Raw genomic sequence first — 20707 nt, 5'->3', positions numbered from 1 at the left:
AGAATGTTATCACCATCGCGTTCATATTCAATTTATGAGAGATATACACATATTGAATCACAAATGATGATTAAGTATTTACATTCAAACAGAACACTATTGATAATTGAATCGAAATAATTACATAATAGCCATGATAAAAAGTCATAGGTAAATATATGAATCATACACTACCTTCAACCAAAACTTTACTTGCGTTTCTCTCTACCGCACGGCACCTAAATTTTACCCGCGCCGCACATGAACTCAACGTCACGCAAGGCGCTGTTAGCCGCCAGATCTTGGCGTTTGAAGATAGCTTAGGGTGTGATCTTTTTTATCGTCATGCTCGTGGCCTATCGTTAACACCTAAAGGTGAAGAGCTCGTTCCGCTTATTCAAGCAACCATTCAGCAGCTGCAATCCGCGCTCAATCAAGTGTCAAGCTCTCCCTCAAAGATCAAGCTTAATGCCCCAAGTTGTATCACCTCTTGGCTACTCCCCAAACTGATGTCATTTCAACAGGCTTTTCCTGAGATTGATGTGGAACTCACTTCCACCATCAAACACGTCTTTGAGCCAAGTTTTGACCCCTTTGATGCGGTAATTACCTATGGTAAGAAGCCAAATCAACACTCAATCGTGAGCCAACTATTGTTCAACGAACAACTGGCTCCGGTATGCCAATCGCAGATTATTGTTAAAGATCACCTAGCGGACATTAACTCGAGCATTATCAAGCCACACAAACTTTCCCACTACACTTGGCTACACGCTAACAATGAGCAGAGTGATTGGCGATTGTGGTTAGAGCATATCGGTAGTAATGAACTTTCAAGCAAAAATAACCAGCAATTCGCAACACTCGATCAGGCCATGAACGCAGCAATTCAAGGTTTTGGTATCGCCATTGGTGACATTACGCTTGCGAAACAAGACATCGATTTGGGTCGACTAGTGAAAGTGAGTGAAGGCAGTGTCTTTTCAGGAAATGGTTACTTCCTACTACAACCAAAGAATCGCCAAAATACCTCACTCTCAGCTCTGGTCGATTGGTTAGTGGATTGAGCTTGATCAGATGAGAACAGATGATGAAATTTGTCAAAATGAGAATCGAGATATTCTCAAATTGATGTGCAAAATTACCTCTCAAATTAATACGATTCTTCGCGCTACACGTATTGCTTTTGTGAAAGCAGGCGAAGCAATCTTTTAACTGAATGAAAATATGAAACAAATCATTCTTTCAAGTTAAAAAGATCCATCCTCGACATGAAAATGGCATTCGAATTGCTTTGTCATAGATAACCCAACCAATATCAAGCAGGTTGCACTTCTATCTTATTGTGACTTGCAGCGGAGGATAGGCTATGACCTTACAAAGACATACATATTACGGCTTAATTCACCACGGGATTAAAACACTACTCATGGATCGCATTGGCCACTTCACAGAGCATGAATATCACGAATATCTGGATCTTACGACGGGCAAATCAACATGCTTTATGATGAGCGAAGAAGAGCTCGAACAGACACTAGACAACCTAAGAAGTGAAGGTTACTTGGAAGACATCAAACAACTTATTCCACGTTATCAAACTGCATGTACACGATAACAACTTCACTCAATCAAACATTTCATTTTCATGTGCTTCGAGCTATTTTGCATCGAAGCACTTTTAGCTAGACTGAAAGGAACAATCTCAACTGGATGTTCGGTCTAACATGAAGCAAATTATCGACTTTGTCCCGCTTATCATCTTCTTTGCTCTATATAAGATGTATGACATCTACATCGCGACCGGCGCGCTAATCGCAGCTACAGCCATTCAAATTGCACTCACCTACCTCCTTTACAGAAAAGTCGAGAAGATGCAGCTCATTACCTTTGCGATGGTTGCAATATTCGGTGGTATGACGATATTTCTGCATGACGATAACTTTATTAAATGGAAGGTCACCATTGTCTACACGCTATTCGCCATTGGTTTAACGGTGAGCCAACTAATAGGCAAACCGGTGATAAAGGGTATGCTTGGGAAAGAGATTTCTTTGCCTGACTCTGTATGGCGCAATATTAGTTGGGTGTGGGCGCTGTTTTTCGTGTTGTGTGCGATTTTAAATGTCTATGTTGCTTTCAACTTATCACTCGATGTATGGGTGAATTTCAAAGTATTTGGTCTATTGATCGCGACCATTACATTGACTTTATTGACCGGTTTATACATCTACAAAAATTTGCCTGACGACAAACAACAATATTCTGAGAAAAATCGAGACAAGGAGTAATGGTCGAATGAGACCTCAATCTCATTTTTTGTTACAATCTTGCACATTATTTCGTTCACAGTGGTCATTAGGATAAACGCTGGCCACTGACTTATTGATGTTTTGGGAATCCCTTATAATGAGTCACACTTCTGATGCGCCAAAAGGCCAACTTCTTCTTCGCACTCTTGCTATGCCTGCCGACACCAACGCCAATGGCGACGTGTTCGGTGGATGGATCATGTCTCAGCTCGATTTAGCTGGCGGCATTCTAGCGAAAGAAATCTCATGCGGCCGCATCGTAACGGTATCGGTTTCGAGCATCACGTTCAAAAAACCAGTCAAGGTGGGAGACGTGGTATGTGTTTATGGTGAATGTACCAAGATCGGTCGCACTTCAATGAGCATCGATTTGGCGGTTTGGGTTAAACCCGTTCGTGACCACGGTATCGAAGACCGCTTTATGGTCTGTGACGCAACCTTCAACTATGTTGCTATTGATTCTGACGGCAAGCCGCGCGCTATCGCGAAATAATTCAACCACCTCATAACCAATCAATTTAGGGTCTTTAGAACGTTTTCTATGCAGCTTTTAAAGACCCAGCCTCTTCGACGCGCATCAATTCACACTTTCTTCTTTTCCCCTCTTCCAAATAGGATTAGTTCGCGTAAATTAGCTACATAGCTCATCGAGCCTCTTTTTTTGTGAAGTATAAATAAGGATATACCAATATGTGGTACGTGATTTTTTCTCAAGACGTCGAAAACTCATTGGAAAAGCGCTTAAGCGTTCGTCCTCAACATCTAGAGCGCCTACAAACACTTCACGATGAAGGCCGTTTATTGACTGCTGGCCCAATGCCTGCGATCGACTCAGATAACCCAGGTGAAGCTGGTTTTACAGGCTCAACGGTTATTGCAGAGTTTAATTCACTAGAAGAAGCGCAAGCTTGGGCAGACGCAGACCCATATATTGAAGCTGGTGTTTATGCTAACGTGATTGTAAAACCATTTAAGAAAGTATTTTAACGTGAAGAAGTGGATTATCGGATCACTGGCTGCGCTCGTCCTTGCGGGTTGTAGTTCAAGTGACCAAGACAAACAACGTCAGTTAGAAATGATGGCGCAACACCGAGCAGGTGTGCTTTCAGCAGGCCTGCCTATCGAATATGGCCCATTGAAAATAATGCGTGTCTTGGCAAAGAACACCGTGATTGAAATCATGATGATCTACAACCAAGATGCTCAGGGAGCAAAGCCGCTCAATCAAGTGCTGAAAAGCAGTGTCAATAGCTACTGTACAAGCTCAGACGTACGAGCAAACCTAGATATGGGCTTAGTGTACAACATCAAGATTCGCAATACGCGCGGTCAGTTGATGGTAGAACAGCCGATCAGCAAGCAAACCTGCCAAAGCGGTAGCTGATTCGAGATTCGAGATTCGAGATTCGAGATTCGAGATTCGAGATTCGAGCAAAATTAGGAGTGAAAGCCTCGCGAGTGCGAGGCTTTTTTGTGCAAGTAAGGTCTCAGATACAAAGCCTTATTCAAACTTTACAAACCTTAAATTGTTTCGGTTTGCCACTCTTTGCGCAGCGTTTTAGTTGCTGAAACAAGATTGGCTAATGCCGCTTCGGTTTCTTCCCAATTGCGAGTTTTAAGGCCGCAGTCTGGGTTTGCCCATAAGCGTTCTGCTGGGATCTTCTCTGCTGCTTTCTTAAGCAAGCCCACAATCCACTCCTCTGAAGGAATGTTTGGTGAGTGGATATCATACACACCAGGGCCAATCTCATTCGGGTAATTGAATTCTTCAAACGCTTTCAGCAATTCCATGTTTGAGCGAGAGGTTTCGATGGTAATAACATCTGCATCCAGTGCTGCCACTGACTCGATGATCTCATTAAATTCGCTGTAACACATGTGGGTGTGAATTTGTGTCTCTGGCTTCGCGCTTCCAGCAGAAACTTTAAACGCATCAACAGCCCACTCCAAATACTCCGCATGATCAGCTTTCTTCAAAGGCAACCCTTCACGAATTGCCGGTTCATCAATCTGAATAATGTTAATGCCGGCATCTTGTAGATCGGACACCTCGTCACGCAGTGCAAACGCTAATTGGTTTGCGATCTCTTTGCGAGAGATATCTTCACGAGGGAAAGTCCAACACAAGATTGTCACCGGCCCCGTTAGCATGCCTTTCATCTGCTTAGAAGTCAGCGACTGGGCGTAAGTCGACCACTCAACGGTGATTGGGTTTTCTCGCTCAATATCAGCAACAACGATAGCTGGTTTCACGCAGCGAGAGCCGTAACTTTGAACCCATCCAAACTTGGTCGTTTGGAAACCAGCTAAGTTCTCAGCAAAGTACTCCACCATGTCATTGCGTTCCGCTTCTCCATGAACAAGCACATCAAGATCGAGTGCCTCTTGACGTTTGACCGCGTCTGCAATGTGCCCTTTCAATGCTTGTTTGTACTCGCTTTCATTCAGTTTTCCTGCGCGATACGCACTGCGTTGAACTCGGATCTCGCCAGTTTGCGGGAAAGAGCCTATGGTTGTTGTCGGCAACAACGGTAAGCCCAATACTTCAGCTTGGTGAGCCGCTCGCTCTGCATAAGGGGCGCTTCGCTCGCCAATCGCTTTCGTTAGTGTTTTCAATCTCGCCTGAACATGTGGCTTGTTTACATGAGTCGCTTGCTTACGAGCCTCAATCGGCAAACTGTAAGTCTCACAAGCTAATATCGCTTTCTGATCACCATCTAGCGCAGCACCGAGTAAGCTCACTTCTGCAACTTTCTGCTTGGCGAATGCGAACCAACTCTTCACCTCTTCCGTTAAGGTCTCTTCTAGCTCTAAATCGACCGGGCTGTGCAGTAGAGAACAAGAACTTGCCACCCACAGTCTTTCTCCAAAAGATTCTTTGATAGGTAGAAGCGACGCCAGTAGCGTAGCCAAATCAGCGCGCCATACATTGCGACCATTAATAACACCTGCAGAAAGAACCCAATCTTGAGGCAGTTTTTCAACCACGTCTTTCAACTGTCGAGGAGCAGCAGCCAAGTCAATATGTAGTCCGTTTACCGGAAGGTCAATAATCTTATCTAGCGTATCGTTCACGGAATCAAAGTAGGTGGTTAGTAGTAGCTTTACATCGCCCTGAATCACTTGGTACGCAAGCTTGAAAGAGTCTGCCCATTTGGTTTCTAGCTCCAAAGCAAGAATTGGCTCATCGATCTGTACCCACTCCACGCCCAGCTTCGCTAACTTCGCCAAGATTCCCTGATAGGCAGTTAGCAAACGAGGCAGTAAGCTTAGACGATCAAACCCTTCTTCCACTTCCTTACCTAGGTAGAGGTAGGACAACGGCCCTAATAATACTGGTTTCACTTTATGACCCGCTTTGATCGCTTGATTGACTTCGTCAAACAGTTGCGGCCAGCTCACCTCAAAAGAATCATCCTTGCTGAATTCAGGCACAATGTAGTGGTAATTGGTGTTAAACCACTTGGTCATGTCTGATGCCGCGGCGCCATCTTGGTCATGGTTATGATTTGAGCCACAGCAACTGATCTGAGATTGACCGCGACCAACACGGAACAGTGTATCCAAATCAGGGAAGCCTTGGTTGTGACGCTTTGGCACATGTCCGAGAAGTAACGTAGTAGCAAGAACATGATCGTACCAAGCGAAATCGCCAGCCGTGACAAAGCTTAGATTGGCGCCTGATTGAACTTGCCAATTACGTTTACGCAACTGACTGCCGACAGCTTTGAGTTCCGTTTGATCGATTTCCCCACGCCAATACTTTTCTAAAGCGAATTTGAGTTCTCGTTTTTCGCCAATACGTGGGTAGCCTAAAATATGAGTCGTTGTTGTCATGAGCCTATTCCTTAATCACTATTTTCGAATCCGGTCAGACGCTGAATAATTTCTTTAAAAGGCGTCTGGATGGCTAAACTATCTCGCCAAATGTGTTTGTGAACAATCTCCAAATATTCAACTTGTTTATTAGAAAACCTCATGTTGATGAATTCACATATGAGAAAACCGAAAACAATTAGACGTCTAGATGTTTACACATCCATAAAAACGACGTAGGGTAGTTATTAAGAAATATTGAACATCAGCTTAGGAACTATGAGGGTTACTCATGATAGAGCTCAAACATCTGCGAACATTAACCACACTGCGTGATAGTGGTTCTTTGACCGCAACCGCGACATCACTACACCTGACTCAATCTGCCTTGTCGCATCAATTAAAAGATCTTGAGGCTCGCGTGGGTGGGCAACTTTTTCTGCGCAAAACTCGCCCAGTTAAGTTCACTTCTGAGGGGAAGATACTGCTAAGACTAGCGGATGAAATATTGCCAAAACTGGCGAAGGCTGAGAATGAACTGGCTAGCCTTAAAGAAGATGTGAACGGGCGACTTCATATGGCGATTGAGTGCCACTCCTGTTTTCAATGGTTGATGCCAGCACTCAAAGAGTACCAAGTGACTTGGCCAAGCGTGACTCTCGATTTCTCCTCTGGCTTTGGGTTCGAGCCTTTACCTGCGTTGATGGCCGGAGAGCTGGATCTAGTGATCACCTCGGATATCCAGCCGAGATCCGAAGTTCACTATGAACCCCTGTTTGATTTTGAGATGAGATTGATCACGGCAATTCACTCTCCTCTCGCAGAAAAAGAAACGATTCTACCTGAAGACTTGGCCGAGCTGACGATGCTCTCCTATCCGGTTCAGAAACAACGCCTTGATGTAGTAAAACACTTTCTTCAGCCGGCTGGAATCGAACCTAAGAAGTGGAAACAGGCCGACAACACCTTGATGTTGGTACAAATGGTCTCAGCTGGGTTAGGTGTGGCAGCACTGCCCAACTGGGCAATCAGTGAATTTTCAAGGCAAGGATTGATCGCGAGTAAGCCGTTAGGCAAAGGGTTGTCTCGCCGCCTATTTGCCGCAGTCAGAAACTCAGATAGAAACAAACGCTACTTACAAGCCTTCTTCAGCACTGCAAGACAACAAAGTAAGAGTCACCTAGATGGAATCAAAGTCGTCTAACTTTGTTAAGTTTGTTTTCGATACAAAGTGCCGTTTTAAAAGCAAAGCCACAGACTGAGCATCTGTGGCTTTCATTTGTAACGATTAAACAATTTAAACTGTTCCCCTCTGCTAAGCAGTTATCTGGGATAAGATTTAAATTGATTGGTCAATGGATCGTACTGGTAGCCGAGCATATCCAACTTACCGACCACGCTTTCAATATCCATTTCATACATACTGACAAGCTCTTCAAAACTATCACATTCAAGACGCAATTTTTCGTTGACGATTCCCAATAAAATAATGCTATCTAGGCTTTTGACGTTGCTTAAATCCATCTCGTACTCCTTACGAACACATCGACTGATTTAAGTTTAGAACGACAATGGTCAATCCGCTTATTAACAGATCACATTTCTCATTCAATCAAAGAGCAGTTTGCAATTTTATAAAGTTCCCAAATTGCTTTAGTGCCTGAATTACTATAGCGCTATAGTGCCCAGATTGGCTCTAAGCCCACAACCGACGCGATCAGCATCAGCAAAGCAACAGCAAGCTGGATTTTTTCAGGTGTTTTCGCAAATAACAGATGCCAACACCAAACCACAATCGAAGAGATCAACAAAGCAAAGCTGAACAGTAATGACGGCACCATAGGTTCCAATACTTCTTCAGAAAGCGAATAGACACCCAACACAGTAGTCAGTACCACCAGCATACCGCTCAAGATACCAGCAACCGGCAAGATACGATGAAATGCCTGAAGGCGTGTTCGCGCAATCGTCAACAGGAGATGAGAGAAGGCGCTACCTAGTAGAACGGTCAAAAGCAGAGAGGAAATTAAACCAACTAATGTTGCCTTTTCGCTCGCTTGAATACCCACATAGGAGAGTGCCAAGCCACAAGCCAGATACATTACCCAGATAGGGCCTGCATCACGAGTCTTCTTAGTTTGAACTTGGGAGAAGAAATAGAAGATGGCAAATACCACTAAGAAAGCTTCGACCTTAAGTGATGCAACCGCCAACCAAAGTACACCAATAGCCGGCAATACCTTATGAATACGACCGCGCTGGCCTGGGCAGATGTCACCTTTCACTAAGATCAGCGTCAGGACAAGTTGTGCACCCAGTAACATAGGCGCGAATTGAAGTAATACAGATTCGATCATTGGGATCTACTTATATGGACTTATTTTGGCAGAATGATATCAAAAACTGCTTGGAACACTAATCAAAATCATCAATTTGCTCATTGTCTCCTATCCTTGGTCTATGCTCTTCCCAAGAATCTCTTCCCGACATAGCAATATAGGGTTAGCCGGGGTAAAGACAGTAGAATTAACAGGGGCATGTTCTACTGGCTAGTCAGGGCGCATGCCGCTATAATTCCCGCCTCAAAAATCAGAGGTCGAAATATGTACAGCGATATCACTCCTATTCATGAACACAAAAAATACTGGGCCGAATGCTACGGCACAGCGCCCTTTTTGCCCACCAGTAGAAAGGAAATGGATGCTCTTGGATGGGACAGCTGCGACATTATCATCGTAACGGGCGACGCTTATGTCGATCACCCTAGCTTTGGTATGGCGATCATCGGCCGCTTGCTTGAAGCACAAGGCTTCCGCGTAGGCATTATTGCTCAACCAAAATGGGACAATAAAGATGCTTTCATGAAGCTAGGTAAACCAAACCTATTCTTCGGCATCACTGCGGGCAACATGGACTCCATGATCAACCGTTACACCTCTGACCGCAAATTACGTCACGATGATGCTTACACGCCAAATAACGAAGGGGGTAAGCGTCCTGATCGTGCAACTCTGGTTTACTCGCAGCGTTGTCGTGAAGCCTACAAAGGCACGCCGATTGTTCTAGGTGGTATTGAAGCAAGTCTTCGCCGCGTAGCGCACTACGATTATTGGTCTGACAAAGTTCGCCGTTCTGTTCTTTTCGATGCAAAAGCAGACATCCTTCTATTTGGTAACGCAGAGCGCGCATTGGTTGAAGTTGCACACCGCCTAGCCGACGGTGAAGATATCGCGAACATGACCAACATTCGTGGTACTGCGGTCAACTTGCCAGCTGCACCAGAAGGCTACAAGATCATTGACTCTTCTCGTATCGAAAAGCCAAACAAAGCCTATGTGCCGGTTAACCCATACGAGGTTGAAACCCAGTGTGATACGAAGAAAGACGAAGAGCCAAAAGCGCAACCAATTACTATCCGCCCTTCTCGCCATGATGCGAAAACAACAGCGGTTCGTATCCCTGCGTTTGAAAAGCTAAACAATGACCGCATTCTTTACGCCCACGCAAGTCGTATTCTGCACCTAGAGACTAACCCATACTCGGGCCGCGCCCTGATTCAGCGACACGGTGACCGTGAACTTTGGGTAAACCAAGCGCCAATCCCTCTTACGACAGAAGAAATGGACTACGTATTTGGCCTTGCATACAAGCGTGTCCCTCACCCTATGTATGGCAAAGCGAAGATTCCTGCTTACGACATGATCAAAACGTCAGTTAACATCATGCGTGGCTGTTTTGGTGGTTGCTCTTTCTGTTCCATCACCGAGCACGAAGGTCGTATCATCCAGAACCGCTCAAAAGAGTCTATCTTGGATGAAATCGAGGACATCAAAGAGAAAGTACCTGGCTTTACGGGCACGATCTCTGACTTGGGTGGTCCAACAGCAAACATGTACCGCTTAGGTTGTTCTGACCCGAAAGCGGAAGTGAACTGCCGTCGTCCATCATGTGTGTTCCCTAAGATCTGTGAGAAACTAAACACAGACCACAAACACACTATCGACCTGTACCGCTCTGCACGTAAAGTGGAAGGCGTTAAGAAGATCATGATCGCGTCTGGCGTTCGTTACGACCTAGCGATTGAGTCTCCAGAATACGTACGTGAGTTGGTTACACACCACGTTGGTGGCTATCTGAAGATCGCTCCAGAGCATACTGAAAAAGGCCCTCTTGATCTGATGATGAAGCCAGGTATGGGGACTTACGACCGCTTTAAAGAGATGTTCGAGAAGTACAGTGCTGAAGCAGGTAAGAAACAGTATCTGATCCCATACTTCATCTCGGCGCACCCGGGTACAGAAGATGAAGACATGCTTAACCTTGCGCTTTGGCTGAAGAAGCACAACTACGAGTGTGACCAAGTTCAGAACTTCTACCCATCGCCAATGTGTAACGCTACGTCAATGTACTACTCAGAGACCAACCCTCTGAAACGCGTTAAGTACAAAAAGCGTGAAGATATTCCAGTGCCAAAAGGTGACCGTCAACGTCGCCTGCACAAAGCACTATTGCGTTATCATGATCCAGAGAACTGGAAACTGATCCGTGAAGCGCTGATCGACATGGGTAAGAAGCACCTAATCGGTGATAAGCCGGGTTGTTTGGTGCCAGAAGAAGACTTTGATGCACAAACACCAGCACAACGTCGTAAGTCTGGTCGTCACGGTGCTCACCGTTTCGCGACCAAGCACAGTAAATCTCAACCGGGTCTAGGCGGCGAGAAGCCACGTAACCATTCAGGCAAAAAGCCAGGTGGTAAGAAGCCTAACAGTAACAACGGCCAAGGTAATGGTCATCAGGGCAACGGAAATGGCGGCGGCAACGGTCGTAAACCAGCGAGCGGCTTTATTAAGAAAGGTCCGGGCGGCCAATCTCAAGGAAACGGCAAACCAAACCGCAACAAAGCAGGCAATGGCCAAGGTGGCAAACCTTCTGGTAACGGAAAGAACCGCCAACGCGCGGCGCAGCGCTAGCTCTTAGAAACAATGCAAGCTCTCAGTAGAGACGTTAACTTTAAGTAGCAAAGCGACAACCCTTCGCTTTAAATGACAAAAGTCCAAGTGATTCCCCACTTGGACTTTTTTGTTTCTGTAGCTAGATGAGTGGCTAAGCTTGCGTTTGTTTAAACACCCAAGCCTTGCTGAGTAAGTAGTTGCTGACCATTCCAACCAACACCCCGACCGCCATAGCCAAAAACAGCGAGCCATAAAATGCAGGCAGCATTAATGTGAGAGCCTTGAAACATATCAAGTTGGGTAAGGCCGATATCATTGCCGAGGTCATGAATTTTTGCCACTGCTTAAAATCATCCCTGCGTGACCCTGTCCCTTGGTATTCGAACGTTAGTACTCTGTTACCTATCCAAGTGCTGGTTGCCGCGACTAGAAAGGCCAACATTCTTGCCCACATCACCGACAAATCACCCACAAAATGAAACAGTGCAAAAGCGGCACAATCAACGACAAATCCACCGGCACCAACACATGCAAACTTAATTAGCTGATGATGAGGCCTCAATACTCTTTCGATACTTGAGGTCATCGTTCTAAAGTGAAATGGCGTTTTCATCGAGAATCTTTACGGCAACGGGCTCAGCAACTCCTGTCGAACCCATTGGCTTACAACTAAATAGCACCCGCTTCTGTTTATTAACGGGTTCTCGCACACAGCTCAATGCATTCTGTGCAATGACCGACTCAACTTCTTCCTTCTTGCCAATTAAGTAGAACTTATCACTCGTATCTGCCTCTGAGATATCGGTGATTTTCTTGGCTTGTCCTAAGCTATAGAACTGACCCGAAAATGGACGCTTGCCTATGTAGTAACTTGGGGCGTCGTCTTGAATATGGTTGAAGATAATACGGTCACTCTTCTCGTTCGCCTTACCTAAATTCAAATACACCATGGCTATCATCAGCAATACAGGCAACACTAGCGCGACACTTGAGAACCATTTCTTATCTTTCTCTACCACCAGCATTGCCACAAGCAGACCTAACGCTGGAATACCCGGTAACACGTAAGCAGGGAGAATATTTCCCGCCATAGTGAACAGCAACACTGGTGAAATCAACCAACAAATTAGGAACGAGAATAAGCCTGTGTTAGTTTGGTTTTGCTCTTTGATTTTTTGGCGACGAGCACATGCCAATATCGGCAGTACAATCGACCAAGGAGCGGCAGCTTGAATCCAGAACACCCAGATCATACCTCTAGCTTCATTGTGAGCTGAACCATAGAGGTCGCCTTCCCAACCGCTTACAACAAAACGCTTGAAGTGCTCACCAACAATGAAGTAATCGATAAAGCCCGGTGTCGCCATTTCTGCCATGATGTACCAAGGCAGCGCAATCGCCATCATCAACGCCAAACCAGAGAGAATTGGAAAACGCTGCCACAGGGCTTTGAATGCACCAATCAATCCATGTTGTAAAACAAGCCACGGGAAAACCGCGATACCCATGATCACAATAGCGACAGGACCTTTGGCAAGCAGACCACAAGCAAGGCCAATAAAACCGACGTAGCCCCAAGCATTATTAATACGCTTGCTGCCCTCTCCTTTCCAACACAGATAAAAGCCAAGCATAGCGATGGTCATAGCCAGTGTAAGAGCAATATCCGTCATCACCGCGCCTGCAGCAATCGAGAAAATGCCACATGTTGCCAATACCACAGCAGCAACCAATGCGCTCTGCTCGGTACGTTTCGCAAAATAGGCGATCAATAAGATCGTGAAAACACCCGCTAGCCAGTGAGGAGCTCGCACTGCAAATTCACTCAACCCAAACAGCTCGATGCCAACGGCGCTCATCCATGTAAACAGTGGCGGCTTACCCCAAAAAGGCACACCGTAGTCAAATTGCGGAGTGAGCCAGTTGCCGGTTTCAACCATCAAGCGAGCCATTTCGCCGTAACGTGCTTCAGTCGTATCCATCAACGGATACGTCGCCAGTGACAGCAACCTAAGAATTAACGCGAAGGCTAATAAATACCACAGGTGGGTTCTGTTCAGGCTCATGCTGATTCCTCTAATTGATACGTTGTTTTGAGTGCCGGTTTATCGACAACAGATTGAATGAGATACAAAGGACGATTCTTGGTTTCGATAAAAATACGGCCAATGTATTCCCCCATCAGACCAATACTAAGAAGCTGGATACCACCAAGTGCCAACTGGACAACCATCATCGACGGATAACCCGTAATCGGCTCACCAAACATCAAGGTTTTAAAGATGATAAACATGCCGTAAACAAAGGCACTGAGAGCGACCATACTGCCGATTGCGGTTGCGATACGCAGTGGTCGAATAGAGAAAGAGGTGATGCCGTCCATCGCCAAGCCAAGTAGCTTGAGATAGTTCCATTTGGTCTCACCACAAAAACGCGCATCGCGTTTGAATTGGACGGTGGTTTGTTTAAAGCCAGGCCAAGAGAAGATGCCTTTCATGTAACGATTACGCTCTGGAAGCTGATTGATGTGATCGACAACTTCACGGCTTAACAGGCGAAAATCTCCAACGTTCTCAGGTACATCAATTTTTGCGGCAGCGTTCATTACGCGATAGAAACTGGCGGCTGAAAACTTCTTAAACCAAGTCTCGCCATCACGCTGGCTGCGCTGCATATTGACAACGTCATAACCTTCTCGCCATTTAGAAACCATATCTGGAATCAGTTCTGGCGGATCTTGTAAGTCCGCATCCAATAAGATCACCGCTTGACCACGGCAATGTTCTAAACCTGCGCTCATTGCAGACTCTTTACCAAAATTACGTGAGAGACCAATGACTGAAATAGAGCTCGCAATTGACGTAAACGACTCCACCAAAGACAAGCTATTGTCTTTGCTACCATCATCGACATAAACGATCTCACTCGATATGGGCAGTTCATCAAGCACCTTAGTTAAGCGCGAGTGGAACTCGGGCAGTACTTCCTCTTCATTAAAAAAAGGCACAATGATGGACAGCGAAATTGCTGGGCTAATTTGAGGTTCGCTTGAGCGGCGCGAATTGATGTGAAGTTCAGTCATAATACGGTCTTCTATTTTTTTGAATCCGTCAGCAGATTAACTAACGCGCCATGAAAGTTATGTTGTTGACATATTTTTCACGTCAATTCAGGATGATCGTAGTAACGAATGAGTTCTAATGGGTAATAAGATGAAGCGAGTGTTGCTGGTAGAAGATAACCGTGAGATTGCAGGTGTACTGTTCGATTACTTCGAATGTATCGGCATGGAACTCGATTACGCTGATAATGGTGAACTCGGTTTGCAACTCGCCACGGATAACTCATTCGATATCATTATCCTAGACCTGATGCTGCCTCGCATGGATGGACTCACAGTCTGCAACAAACTGCGAGAGAACGGCAACACCACTCCTATTCTGATGCTTACTGCACTAGATAGCCGAGACGACATGCTTGCTGGTTTTGAACATGGTGCCGATGATTATCTGACCAAGCCATTCGACCTCGATATCCTCGAAGCTCGAATGAAAGCATTAGTTCGTCGATATCACGGCACCGTCGCATCAAGTAAGTTAGTATTTGGTGAAATCAGCATTGATCAAAAGACACGTAAAGCTTACAGACAAGACAAGCTATTGGCTCTCAATCCAACCACTTATACCATCCTTGAGATGTTATGCAAAAACGCTCCCGATGTGGTTACCCGCGGAGACATCTCCTACAAGCTTTGGGAGGAAGACGAACCCAACAATGATGTTCTGCGCAGCCATATTTATCAGTTAAGAAATCAATTGGACAAACCTTTCGATCAACAGATGCTGATTACCGTGCCTAAAGTCGGTTTTAGATTGGAGTCTAACTCGTGATATTAAACGTACTGAGCAGCACCAAGAGCTTAACCGGTCGACTCGCTCTGTTCTTTGGGTTGATGGCCGTTATCATCACAGCCTTTGTCTACGCGGTCTTTATCGCTGCTCTGTACCTGTCAGAAGACCGAGTCGGTGAAAGACGCATCCTGATTGACAGAAACTACGCTGTCACCCTCTTTGAAGCTGGAGCCCAAGGTGAGGTGCGGATTGATGACCTGACTATCGCTTTCAATGACCCTTCTCTGGTGCCTGATCGCTATCAAAAATATATAAATAGTAAAGAGAGTTTCATTGGCGAAGTTGGCGAAGAACCACATTCACGCATGGTGTATATCGGAGAGTACTCTCACGAGGGGGTAACCTATCCTCTTATCCTACTCTCTGAAATAGACCGAATAGAATTTAATGTCACAGAGATTCTCTATGCGACTTCTTCTGTCTTGACGTTGTTAGCCATTCTAATCTTCAGTTTTGGGGCACTGCTTTATCGCCTCTCTCGACGATTAATCGAGCCATTTAATTCACTAGCAAAGCAGTTGGAGAGCAATAAAAACAACCTCAATCAAGAGTTTTCAGTCCAAGATGGCGCAGCGATTGAGTTTCGCCAACTTACCAACCAACTCAATGAATACCGTCGTGAAATCAATGCGCTAGTAAAGCGTGAGCAAGCATTCGCCCGCTACTCTAGCCATGAACTGCGCACACCTCTTACCATTGCGCGAGGTTCGAACAAACTGCTTCTACGTAGCCAGATGACGGAATTCCAACACCGCCAGGTGAAACGTGTCGACGATGCAGTTTCTCAAATGTCCGAGATGGTTGATGCGCTACTTGGGCTAGTACGTTATGAGCGAAATCAAGACGACGCGCCAATTCGCCTGTTCAGCAAACAAGAGCTGGAACAGATCATTGCGAAGAACTCTGCACAAGCGAGCGAAAAGCAAGTGGATGTGACACTCGAAGTGAATGGTGAGCCAAGCATTCGAGCCACCAGCGCGATACTTAACATGTTGATTGGTAACCTCCTGAGAAATGCCATTGCTGCTACCAACCGTGGCAAAGTGGAAATCACTTTGACCCAACATTTAATCAGCATCCATGACCAAGGGGAAGGTTTGACTGAGCAGTACAACCCAAGTGGGCACGGGTTGGGGTTGTTAATCGTGGAAGATCTGTGTAGCCGATACCACTGGGATTTTGAGCTCATTAACCATCAAGATGGCGGCTGCGTTGCACAGGTGGTGTTTGACCCACAACCACAGTGAGGGCTCTCTCACCTTAAATGCTCAAGAGCCGATGTTTGGATGAGTTAGCCACCCAAACATTGATTTAAACGGTTTACTTGAACTACCAGTTACCCGATACTGCGTCTTCAATGTTCAACATATGCCTCGTGGCATCTACCCAACATGAAACTCAACAACAGCCCTATCACCCAACACCAGTTCAATGGTCGAACTTTCTTCTTAAAGCGCGATGACCAATTGCACTCCCATTTTTGTGGCAACAAAGCCCGGAAATTCATGCAGCTACTTGAACAAGAGCACTCGAACATCACGACATTGATCTGCTATGGTTCGGCTCAAGCAAATTCACTCTTGTCGCTCGCTGCGCTGGCTAAGATAAAGGGTTGGAATTTAGAATTTTACGTTGACCACTTACCTCAATGGTTGATTGATAAACCAATAGGAAACTATCGTGGTGCGCTAGACCTTGGCGCCAAAGTCATCAGTATGCAGCTGGTCGCCAGTGAACTGCACCCAAGAGATTATATCGAGCAAGTCAGGCAGCCAGGCCCTGAGTGCATTGTGCTACCAGAAGGTGGACGCAGTCAGATGTCAGAGTATGGGGTCAAGCAGCTCGCTATGGAGATCCTAAGCTGGACACGTTTCGAATCTAAGCATGACTTTGTCGTCGCCTTACCAGCAGGCACTGGCAGCACCGCCCTTTATTTACACAAACATCTGAAAGTGCACAATCTTCCCGTCATTACCTGTGCTTGTGTTGGCGGTAGTGACTACCTGACCAAACAGTTTAAAGAGCTGGGTGAGGACGATCATCCACAAATTTTACCTCAAGAAAACAAACACCACTTTGGCAAACTCTATCGACGAGATTACCAAATGTGGCTCGACCTTCTAGAAGAGACCGATGTTGAATTTGATCTGCTCTACGACCCTTTGATGTGGCAATGTTTGGAACAGTGGCAACACGACAACCCAAACAAAACACTTATCTACATTCATCAAGGTGGCTTGCTGGGCAATGAATCTATGTTGCCTCGTTATCAACGTAAATATCCAGAGATGACCGTCAAGCGGACATTAGATTGATAATCATCGTCTGATATTTAGATACTGCCGTTTGCTGCTGATATCTTCAAGATTTTACTGATATCGAGAGACACTTAGGTCGTCACTTTCGACTTCTGGCGTTTTACCACTCACCACACTAGCAAGAATTTTTCCTGAGCCACACGCCATCGTCCAACCTAAAGTTCCATGACCAGTATTCGTATAGAGATTACCCACGGGCGTTTTACCTATGATTGGCGTCCCGTCTGGGGTCATCGGGCGTAACCCTGTCCAGTATTCCGCTTTCGCATGGTCACCCGCCTCTGGGAATAGATCTTTGATCACCATGTCGATGGTCGCTTTACGCTTCTCTGGAATATCAAAGTTAAAACCCGCCAGCTCTGCAGTGCCCGCAATACGAATACGATCGTCAAAACGTGTCATTGCTACTTTGTATGTCTCATCCATCACCGTAGATGTTGGAGCCTTATCAGCGTTGACGATCGGCAGTGTTAATGAGTAACCTTTCACAGGATAGACTGGAATATCAATATTTATCTGCTTCAAAAGCTTTGTCGAATAACTTCCCGTTGCCAGAACAAAAGCATCTGCTTTCAATTCTCCGACACTCGTGTTGATGCTCACGAGCGATGAGCCTTGTCGATTCAAAGAGTGCACTTCGGTATTAAACTTAAATTCAACACCCAAGGCTTTGGCTCTTTCAGTCAGCTCTACACAGAACTTATGGCAATCGCCCGTTTCATCTCCCGGTAAATAAAGCCCACCGACAAGCTTATCTCTCACTGATTCAAGCCCAGGCTCGACTTTGATACACTCTTCAACATCCAACAAAGAGTGCTCAATACCACTCTCTTTGAGCAATTTCATATCTTGTTGAATCGCTTCCAGTTGCTTAGGATCACGAAACACTTGAAGCGTTCCTTGCTGACGACCCTCATAGTCAAGATTTTCCGTTTCCCGAAGCTCGGTTAAACAATCTCGGCTGTAATTCGCAATACGTAACATGCGAGATTTATTGATGGCGTATTTTGCAGGGCTGCAATTAGACAACATTTGAGTCGCCCATTGAATCAAAGCAGGTGAAAGAGAAGGCTTCACTTTTAACGGTGCGTGCTCTTGCGTTAGCCATTTGAGAGCCTTAACGGGAATACCGGGTGCAGCCCAAGGCGACGAATAACCGTAAGAGATTTGACCAGCATTTGCGAAACTGGTCTCTTTACCACTGCTATCTTGACGGTCGATAACCGATACCTTATGCCCTTCCTTGGCTAAATACCAAGCACTGGTCAACCCAATCACTCCACTACCAATAACAATCACTTCCACTGCTTTGCTCCTGAATTTAGCAACATCTTCGTAACTTTAAGACACTTTATGAAGCGAACGTTGACTTAACAAGCATAGATATATTGACTTAAAGTCAACAAAAGAGATTTGTCACTCGCGACTTTGGGCAGCAAGGCACTTTTTTGATTATTTTGTTTAAAAAACAGGCAATAACAAACAAAAAGCCCCACTGAATCAAACATTATTCAGCAGGGCTAATGGGGAGAGACAGGCCTAATAAACGAACCAGCATTCACCTAAGTCGATACTGCAGCATCAAGGACTAAATTTGGTCGGATAAGCTCATAAAGGCAATCTAGCTCTTCACCTGAACGAAACTTTCGTGGGATCATACCCGCTGCCATATGCGGATGCCCTCCCCCAAAACCAATGCCTTTTTCATTCAACGTTTTCTTAATTATTTGAGCGACATTGTTTTCTGAGCACTCTGAACGCAGCGAGATAAACGTCTTTTCACTGGTTCTTGCAGTCAGCACAATAATATCGAGTTCATCAACACTCAGAAGAAAATCACCTAATACCCCTAGCATGTTTTTAGGGCAACCTTCTGGCAAGACAGCAAAAGCAGCATTTTTTTCGCGTCGCATACTGGCCAGCATCGAATTGAACAGTTGCAGCTCTTCAAACTGAACTTGGTTTCGACAAATCTTATTCACGATTGCGTTGTCAGCTTTGGCTTGAAGGTATGCAAGCGCTTTAAGATCCGCTGCGCCAACACTTCGAGTAAAGTTGGCGGTATCAAAACTCAAGCCTACCAATAACGCTGTTGCGACTCGTTGAGGCATATTTATAGAAAAATATTGGTAATACTCGACCATGATGGTAGCCGTCGCGCCGTAATTCGAACGTATGTCGCTATACCAAACCGACTCCGGTGCTTCCACCTGATGATGATCGATGACCCCGACCTCTTCGCCGGTAAAGTCAGTGATATTTTTCTCACCAATACAGCCATCAACAACGATGATCTTATCGTCTGGCTTTAGATGCAGATCTTGTGGCTTACTCACAGGAATCTCTAACCAATCGATCAGATTTCGTAGTGACACTCTATCGATATGTCCTTTAAAGGTAATAAAGGGGTTCAAACCTTGCGTTTTCAGCAGATACGCCAGTGCAAAAGCAGAAGAGATCGCATCATGATCTGGGAAATCATGAGCTTGAACAATCACTCTTTTATTCGCTTTAAGCTTGTCTAGAAAAGCTTCAAATTCAATATTTGCCATTATTAAATTGCTCATAAAAAACTAGCCCCCGAAGAGGCTAGAGAAGATAAGATGTTCTAAATCTTATGAATTAATCGATACTCGGTATTAGAAAGAATCGCTTCCTCTAATGCACCAACACCCAAAGTGCTGTATCCATAAAAATTCGGCTTCGCATTGCTACGCAGAGACTGCACGCTTTCAACAATGTTTTCATCCATTGTTAAGGCATCGACGACTTCTGAAAGCAGCTTTCTGTTCTCTTGTGACATCGGCGAAATGAACTCGCTTGAACCACTGATTGATGAATACAAGTAGCCGAACTCGCCACCATTATTCTCTTCAATGTAATAGTTACCTGTTCTTGCAAACGATGCACGTATCTCATTGACACTCTCAATGGAACTGAATGTCTGTGAAAAGAACGCCGAGCCACCAGCATGTTCTAGCGTCTCTGGAGCAAAGCCTTCATCAGGGAAAACAAGATAAGCCACGATCGCATTGTCTCGAGTAATCGCAGACAGAATGAAGTTGTCATCCTGATAGTACTTAATCACATCATCCGTTGTTGCGCGCTTAATATAAACGGGCGCACCAAATGTTTCGTCTAAGACCTCAGCCGATGAGCGAATGTAGATTTTATCCAACTTCCTGTGTGACGGGATATCTGTCATTTGAGAGAGGCCAAAGTCAAACATCTTCTCCAATGCGTCAAAACTATCGTTAAAGCCACCCAAAGCGATCGAAATAACCGACACTAAACCAATAGTACGCGCGATTCCGCCCTTCTTCTGTTCTTCCAACAGAGACTCTTGAGTGTCTTGAAGCTCTTGCAACTCATCCTGTATATCTTTTTGAATATCCTTGTTTTGCTTTTCAGACATT

At 45.3% G+C, this 20707-nt stretch carries 20 protein-coding genes; 11 read left to right on the top strand and 9 right to left on the bottom strand.

Annotated features, from left to right (window positions below; translation table 11 throughout):
- The first annotated feature begins 158 nt into the window (after positions 1–158).
- The 6 genes from vsple_RS05645 to vsple_RS05620 all read left to right on the top strand — a co-directional run bounded on the left by vsple_RS05645 (position 159) and on the right by vsple_RS05620 (position 3675).
- The gene (locus vsple_RS05645) at positions 159–1046 is read left to right on the top strand and encodes a LysR substrate-binding domain-containing protein (protein ID WP_261882922.1); all 888 of its coding nucleotides are present in this window, start codon (positions 159–161) and stop codon (positions 1044–1046) included.
- Positions 1047–1348: 302 nt separating this feature from the next.
- Complete coding sequence (locus tag vsple_RS05640) at positions 1349–1597, top strand: hypothetical protein (RefSeq protein WP_261882921.1); 249 nt, start codon at positions 1349–1351, stop codon at positions 1595–1597.
- Positions 1598–1706: 109 nt separating this feature from the next.
- On the top strand, positions 1707–2270 hold the full coding sequence (locus vsple_RS05635) for a septation protein A (protein ID WP_261882920.1): 564 nt from the start codon (positions 1707–1709) through the stop codon (positions 2268–2270).
- 118 nt (positions 2271–2388) lie between these two features.
- Positions 2389–2784, top strand: a complete 396-nt coding sequence (gene yciA / locus vsple_RS05630; protein WP_255230945.1) for an acyl-CoA thioester hydrolase YciA — start codon at positions 2389–2391, stop codon at positions 2782–2784.
- 197 nt (positions 2785–2981) lie between these two features.
- Positions 2982–3278 carry a YciI family protein gene (locus tag vsple_RS05625; protein WP_032549334.1) on the top strand — a complete coding sequence of 99 codons (297 nt, stop codon included), beginning with the start codon at positions 2982–2984 and terminating at the stop codon, positions 3276–3278.
- A gap of 1 nt (position 3279) precedes the next feature.
- The gene (locus vsple_RS05620; RefSeq protein WP_255230946.1) at positions 3280–3675 is read left to right on the top strand and encodes a GspS/AspS pilotin family protein; all 396 of its coding nucleotides are present in this window, start codon (positions 3280–3282) and stop codon (positions 3673–3675) included.
- Positions 3676–3812: 137 nt separating this feature from the next.
- Here vsple_RS05620 and metE read toward each other — a convergent pair whose 3' ends face one another.
- Positions 3813–6128, bottom strand: a complete 2316-nt coding sequence (gene metE, locus vsple_RS05615) for a 5-methyltetrahydropteroyltriglutamate--homocysteine S-methyltransferase (RefSeq protein WP_261882919.1) — start codon at positions 6126–6128, stop codon at positions 3813–3815.
- Positions 6129–6399: 271 nt separating this feature from the next.
- On the opposite strand from metE, the gene vsple_RS05610 reads away from it, so the two are divergent.
- Positions 6400–7311 (top strand): LysR substrate-binding domain-containing protein, encoded by a 912-nt coding sequence (locus vsple_RS05610; protein ID WP_261882918.1) that lies wholly within the window; start codon positions 6400–6402, stop codon positions 7309–7311.
- Positions 7312–7430: 119 nt separating this feature from the next.
- Here the strand turns inward: vsple_RS05610 and vsple_RS05605 are convergent, their stop codons facing one another.
- Entirely contained in the window at positions 7431–7631 is a 201-nt protein-coding gene (locus vsple_RS05605; protein WP_150871959.1) for a DUF4250 domain-containing protein, read from the bottom strand.
- 152 nt (positions 7632–7783) lie between these two features.
- Complete coding sequence (locus vsple_RS05600; protein WP_261882917.1) at positions 7784–8464, bottom strand: hypothetical protein; 681 nt, start codon at positions 8462–8464, stop codon at positions 7784–7786.
- Between the two features lie 246 nt (positions 8465–8710).
- On the opposite strand from vsple_RS05600, the gene vsple_RS05595 reads away from it, so the two are divergent.
- On the top strand, positions 8711–11080 hold the full coding sequence (locus vsple_RS05595; protein ID WP_261882916.1) for a YgiQ family radical SAM protein: 2370 nt from the start codon (positions 8711–8713) through the stop codon (positions 11078–11080).
- 133 nt (positions 11081–11213) lie between these two features.
- On the opposite strand, the gene vsple_RS05590 is transcribed toward vsple_RS05595, so the two are convergent.
- The 3 genes from vsple_RS05590 to vsple_RS05580 are packed head-to-tail and all read right to left on the bottom strand — an operon-like array spanning position 11214 to position 14144.
- Entirely contained in the window at positions 11214–11675 is a 462-nt protein-coding gene (locus tag vsple_RS05590) for a GtrA family protein (RefSeq protein ID WP_261882915.1), read from the bottom strand.
- Positions 11653–13128 (bottom strand): ArnT family glycosyltransferase, encoded by a 1476-nt coding sequence (locus tag vsple_RS05585; RefSeq protein WP_261882914.1) that lies wholly within the window; start codon positions 13126–13128, stop codon positions 11653–11655. Before vsple_RS05585 ends, vsple_RS05590 begins: the two co-directional genes overlap by 23 nt.
- Positions 13125–14144 carry a glycosyltransferase family 2 protein gene (locus vsple_RS05580; protein ID WP_261882913.1) on the bottom strand — a complete coding sequence of 340 codons (1020 nt, stop codon included), beginning with the start codon at positions 14142–14144 and terminating at the stop codon, positions 13125–13127. The genes vsple_RS05585 and vsple_RS05580 overlap by 4 nt, the downstream gene beginning before the upstream one ends.
- A 130-nt stretch (positions 14145–14274) precedes the next feature.
- On the opposite strand from vsple_RS05580, the gene vsple_RS05575 reads away from it, so the two are divergent.
- From vsple_RS05575 to vsple_RS05565, 3 genes are all read left to right on the top strand, one after another.
- Positions 14275–14952: a response regulator transcription factor gene (locus vsple_RS05575; protein WP_261883127.1), complete on the top strand. Its 678-nt coding sequence runs from the start codon at positions 14275–14277 to the stop codon at positions 14950–14952.
- Positions 14949–16220, top strand: a complete 1272-nt coding sequence (locus tag vsple_RS05570) for a sensor histidine kinase (RefSeq protein WP_261882912.1) — start codon at positions 14949–14951, stop codon at positions 16218–16220. Before vsple_RS05575 ends, vsple_RS05570 begins: the two co-directional genes overlap by 4 nt.
- Positions 16221–16364: 144 nt before the next feature.
- Positions 16365–17288, top strand: a complete 924-nt coding sequence (locus vsple_RS05565) for a pyridoxal-phosphate dependent enzyme (protein ID WP_261882911.1) — start codon at positions 16365–16367, stop codon at positions 17286–17288.
- Positions 17289–17342: 54 nt separating this feature from the next.
- On the opposite strand, the gene vsple_RS05560 is transcribed toward vsple_RS05565, so the two are convergent.
- From vsple_RS05560 to vsple_RS05550, 3 genes are all read right to left on the bottom strand, one after another.
- Positions 17343–18596 (bottom strand): D-amino acid dehydrogenase, encoded by a 1254-nt coding sequence (locus tag vsple_RS05560; protein ID WP_261882910.1) that lies wholly within the window; start codon positions 18594–18596, stop codon positions 17343–17345.
- 257 nt (positions 18597–18853) lie between these two features.
- Positions 18854–19843, bottom strand: coding sequence for a DHH family phosphoesterase (locus vsple_RS05555; protein ID WP_261882909.1), 990 nt, complete (start codon positions 19841–19843; stop codon positions 18854–18856).
- A gap of 56 nt (positions 19844–19899) precedes the next feature.
- Positions 19900–20706: an ETEC_3214 domain-containing protein gene (locus vsple_RS05550; RefSeq protein WP_261882908.1), complete on the bottom strand. Its 807-nt coding sequence runs from the start codon at positions 20704–20706 to the stop codon at positions 19900–19902.
- Position 20707 lies beyond the last annotated feature (1 nt).

Source organism: Vibrio pelagius (genome assembly GCF_024347575.1).
Taxonomy (GTDB): domain Bacteria; phylum Pseudomonadota; class Gammaproteobacteria; order Enterobacterales; family Vibrionaceae; genus Vibrio; species Vibrio pelagius.
This window is presented reverse-complemented; position numbering and strand designations above follow the sequence as displayed.

Coding starts and splice junctions, on each gene's coding strand:
- vsple_RS05645 (WP_261882922.1), top strand. CDS start 159: ATGAATCATACACTACCTTCAACCAAAACTTTACTTGCGTTTCTCTCT.
- vsple_RS05640 (WP_261882921.1), top strand. CDS start 1,349: ATGACCTTACAAAGACATACATATTACGGCTTAATTCACCACGGGATT.
- vsple_RS05635 (WP_261882920.1), top strand. CDS start 1,707: ATGAAGCAAATTATCGACTTTGTCCCGCTTATCATCTTCTTTGCTCTA.
- yciA (WP_255230945.1), top strand. CDS start 2,389: ATGAGTCACACTTCTGATGCGCCAAAAGGCCAACTTCTTCTTCGCACT.
- vsple_RS05625 (WP_032549334.1), top strand. CDS start 2,982: ATGTGGTACGTGATTTTTTCTCAAGACGTCGAAAACTCATTGGAAAAG.
- metE (WP_261882919.1), bottom strand. CDS start 6,128: ATGACAACAACGACTCATATTTTAGGCTACCCACGTATTGGCGAAAAA.
- vsple_RS05610 (WP_261882918.1), top strand. CDS start 6,400: ATGATAGAGCTCAAACATCTGCGAACATTAACCACACTGCGTGATAGT.
- vsple_RS05605 (WP_150871959.1), bottom strand. CDS start 7,631: ATGGATTTAAGCAACGTCAAAAGCCTAGATAGCATTATTTTATTGGGA.
- vsple_RS05600 (WP_261882917.1), bottom strand. CDS start 8,464: ATGATCGAATCTGTATTACTTCAATTCGCGCCTATGTTACTGGGTGCA.
- vsple_RS05595 (WP_261882916.1), top strand. CDS start 8,711: ATGTACAGCGATATCACTCCTATTCATGAACACAAAAAATACTGGGCC.
- vsple_RS05590 (WP_261882915.1), bottom strand. CDS start 11,675: ATGAAAACGCCATTTCACTTTAGAACGATGACCTCAAGTATCGAAAGA.
- vsple_RS05585 (WP_261882914.1), bottom strand. CDS start 13,128: ATGAGCCTGAACAGAACCCACCTGTGGTATTTATTAGCCTTCGCGTTA.
- vsple_RS05580 (WP_261882913.1), bottom strand. CDS start 14,144: ATGACTGAACTTCACATCAATTCGCGCCGCTCAAGCGAACCTCAAATT.
- vsple_RS05575 (WP_261883127.1), top strand. CDS start 14,275: ATGAAGCGAGTGTTGCTGGTAGAAGATAACCGTGAGATTGCAGGTGTA.
- vsple_RS05565 (WP_261882911.1), top strand. CDS start 16,365: ATGAAACTCAACAACAGCCCTATCACCCAACACCAGTTCAATGGTCGA.
- vsple_RS05555 (WP_261882909.1), bottom strand. CDS start 19,843: ATGGCAAATATTGAATTTGAAGCTTTTCTAGACAAGCTTAAAGCGAAT.
- vsple_RS05550 (WP_261882908.1), bottom strand. CDS start 20,706: ATGTCTGAAAAGCAAAACAAGGATATTCAAAAAGATATACAGGATGAG.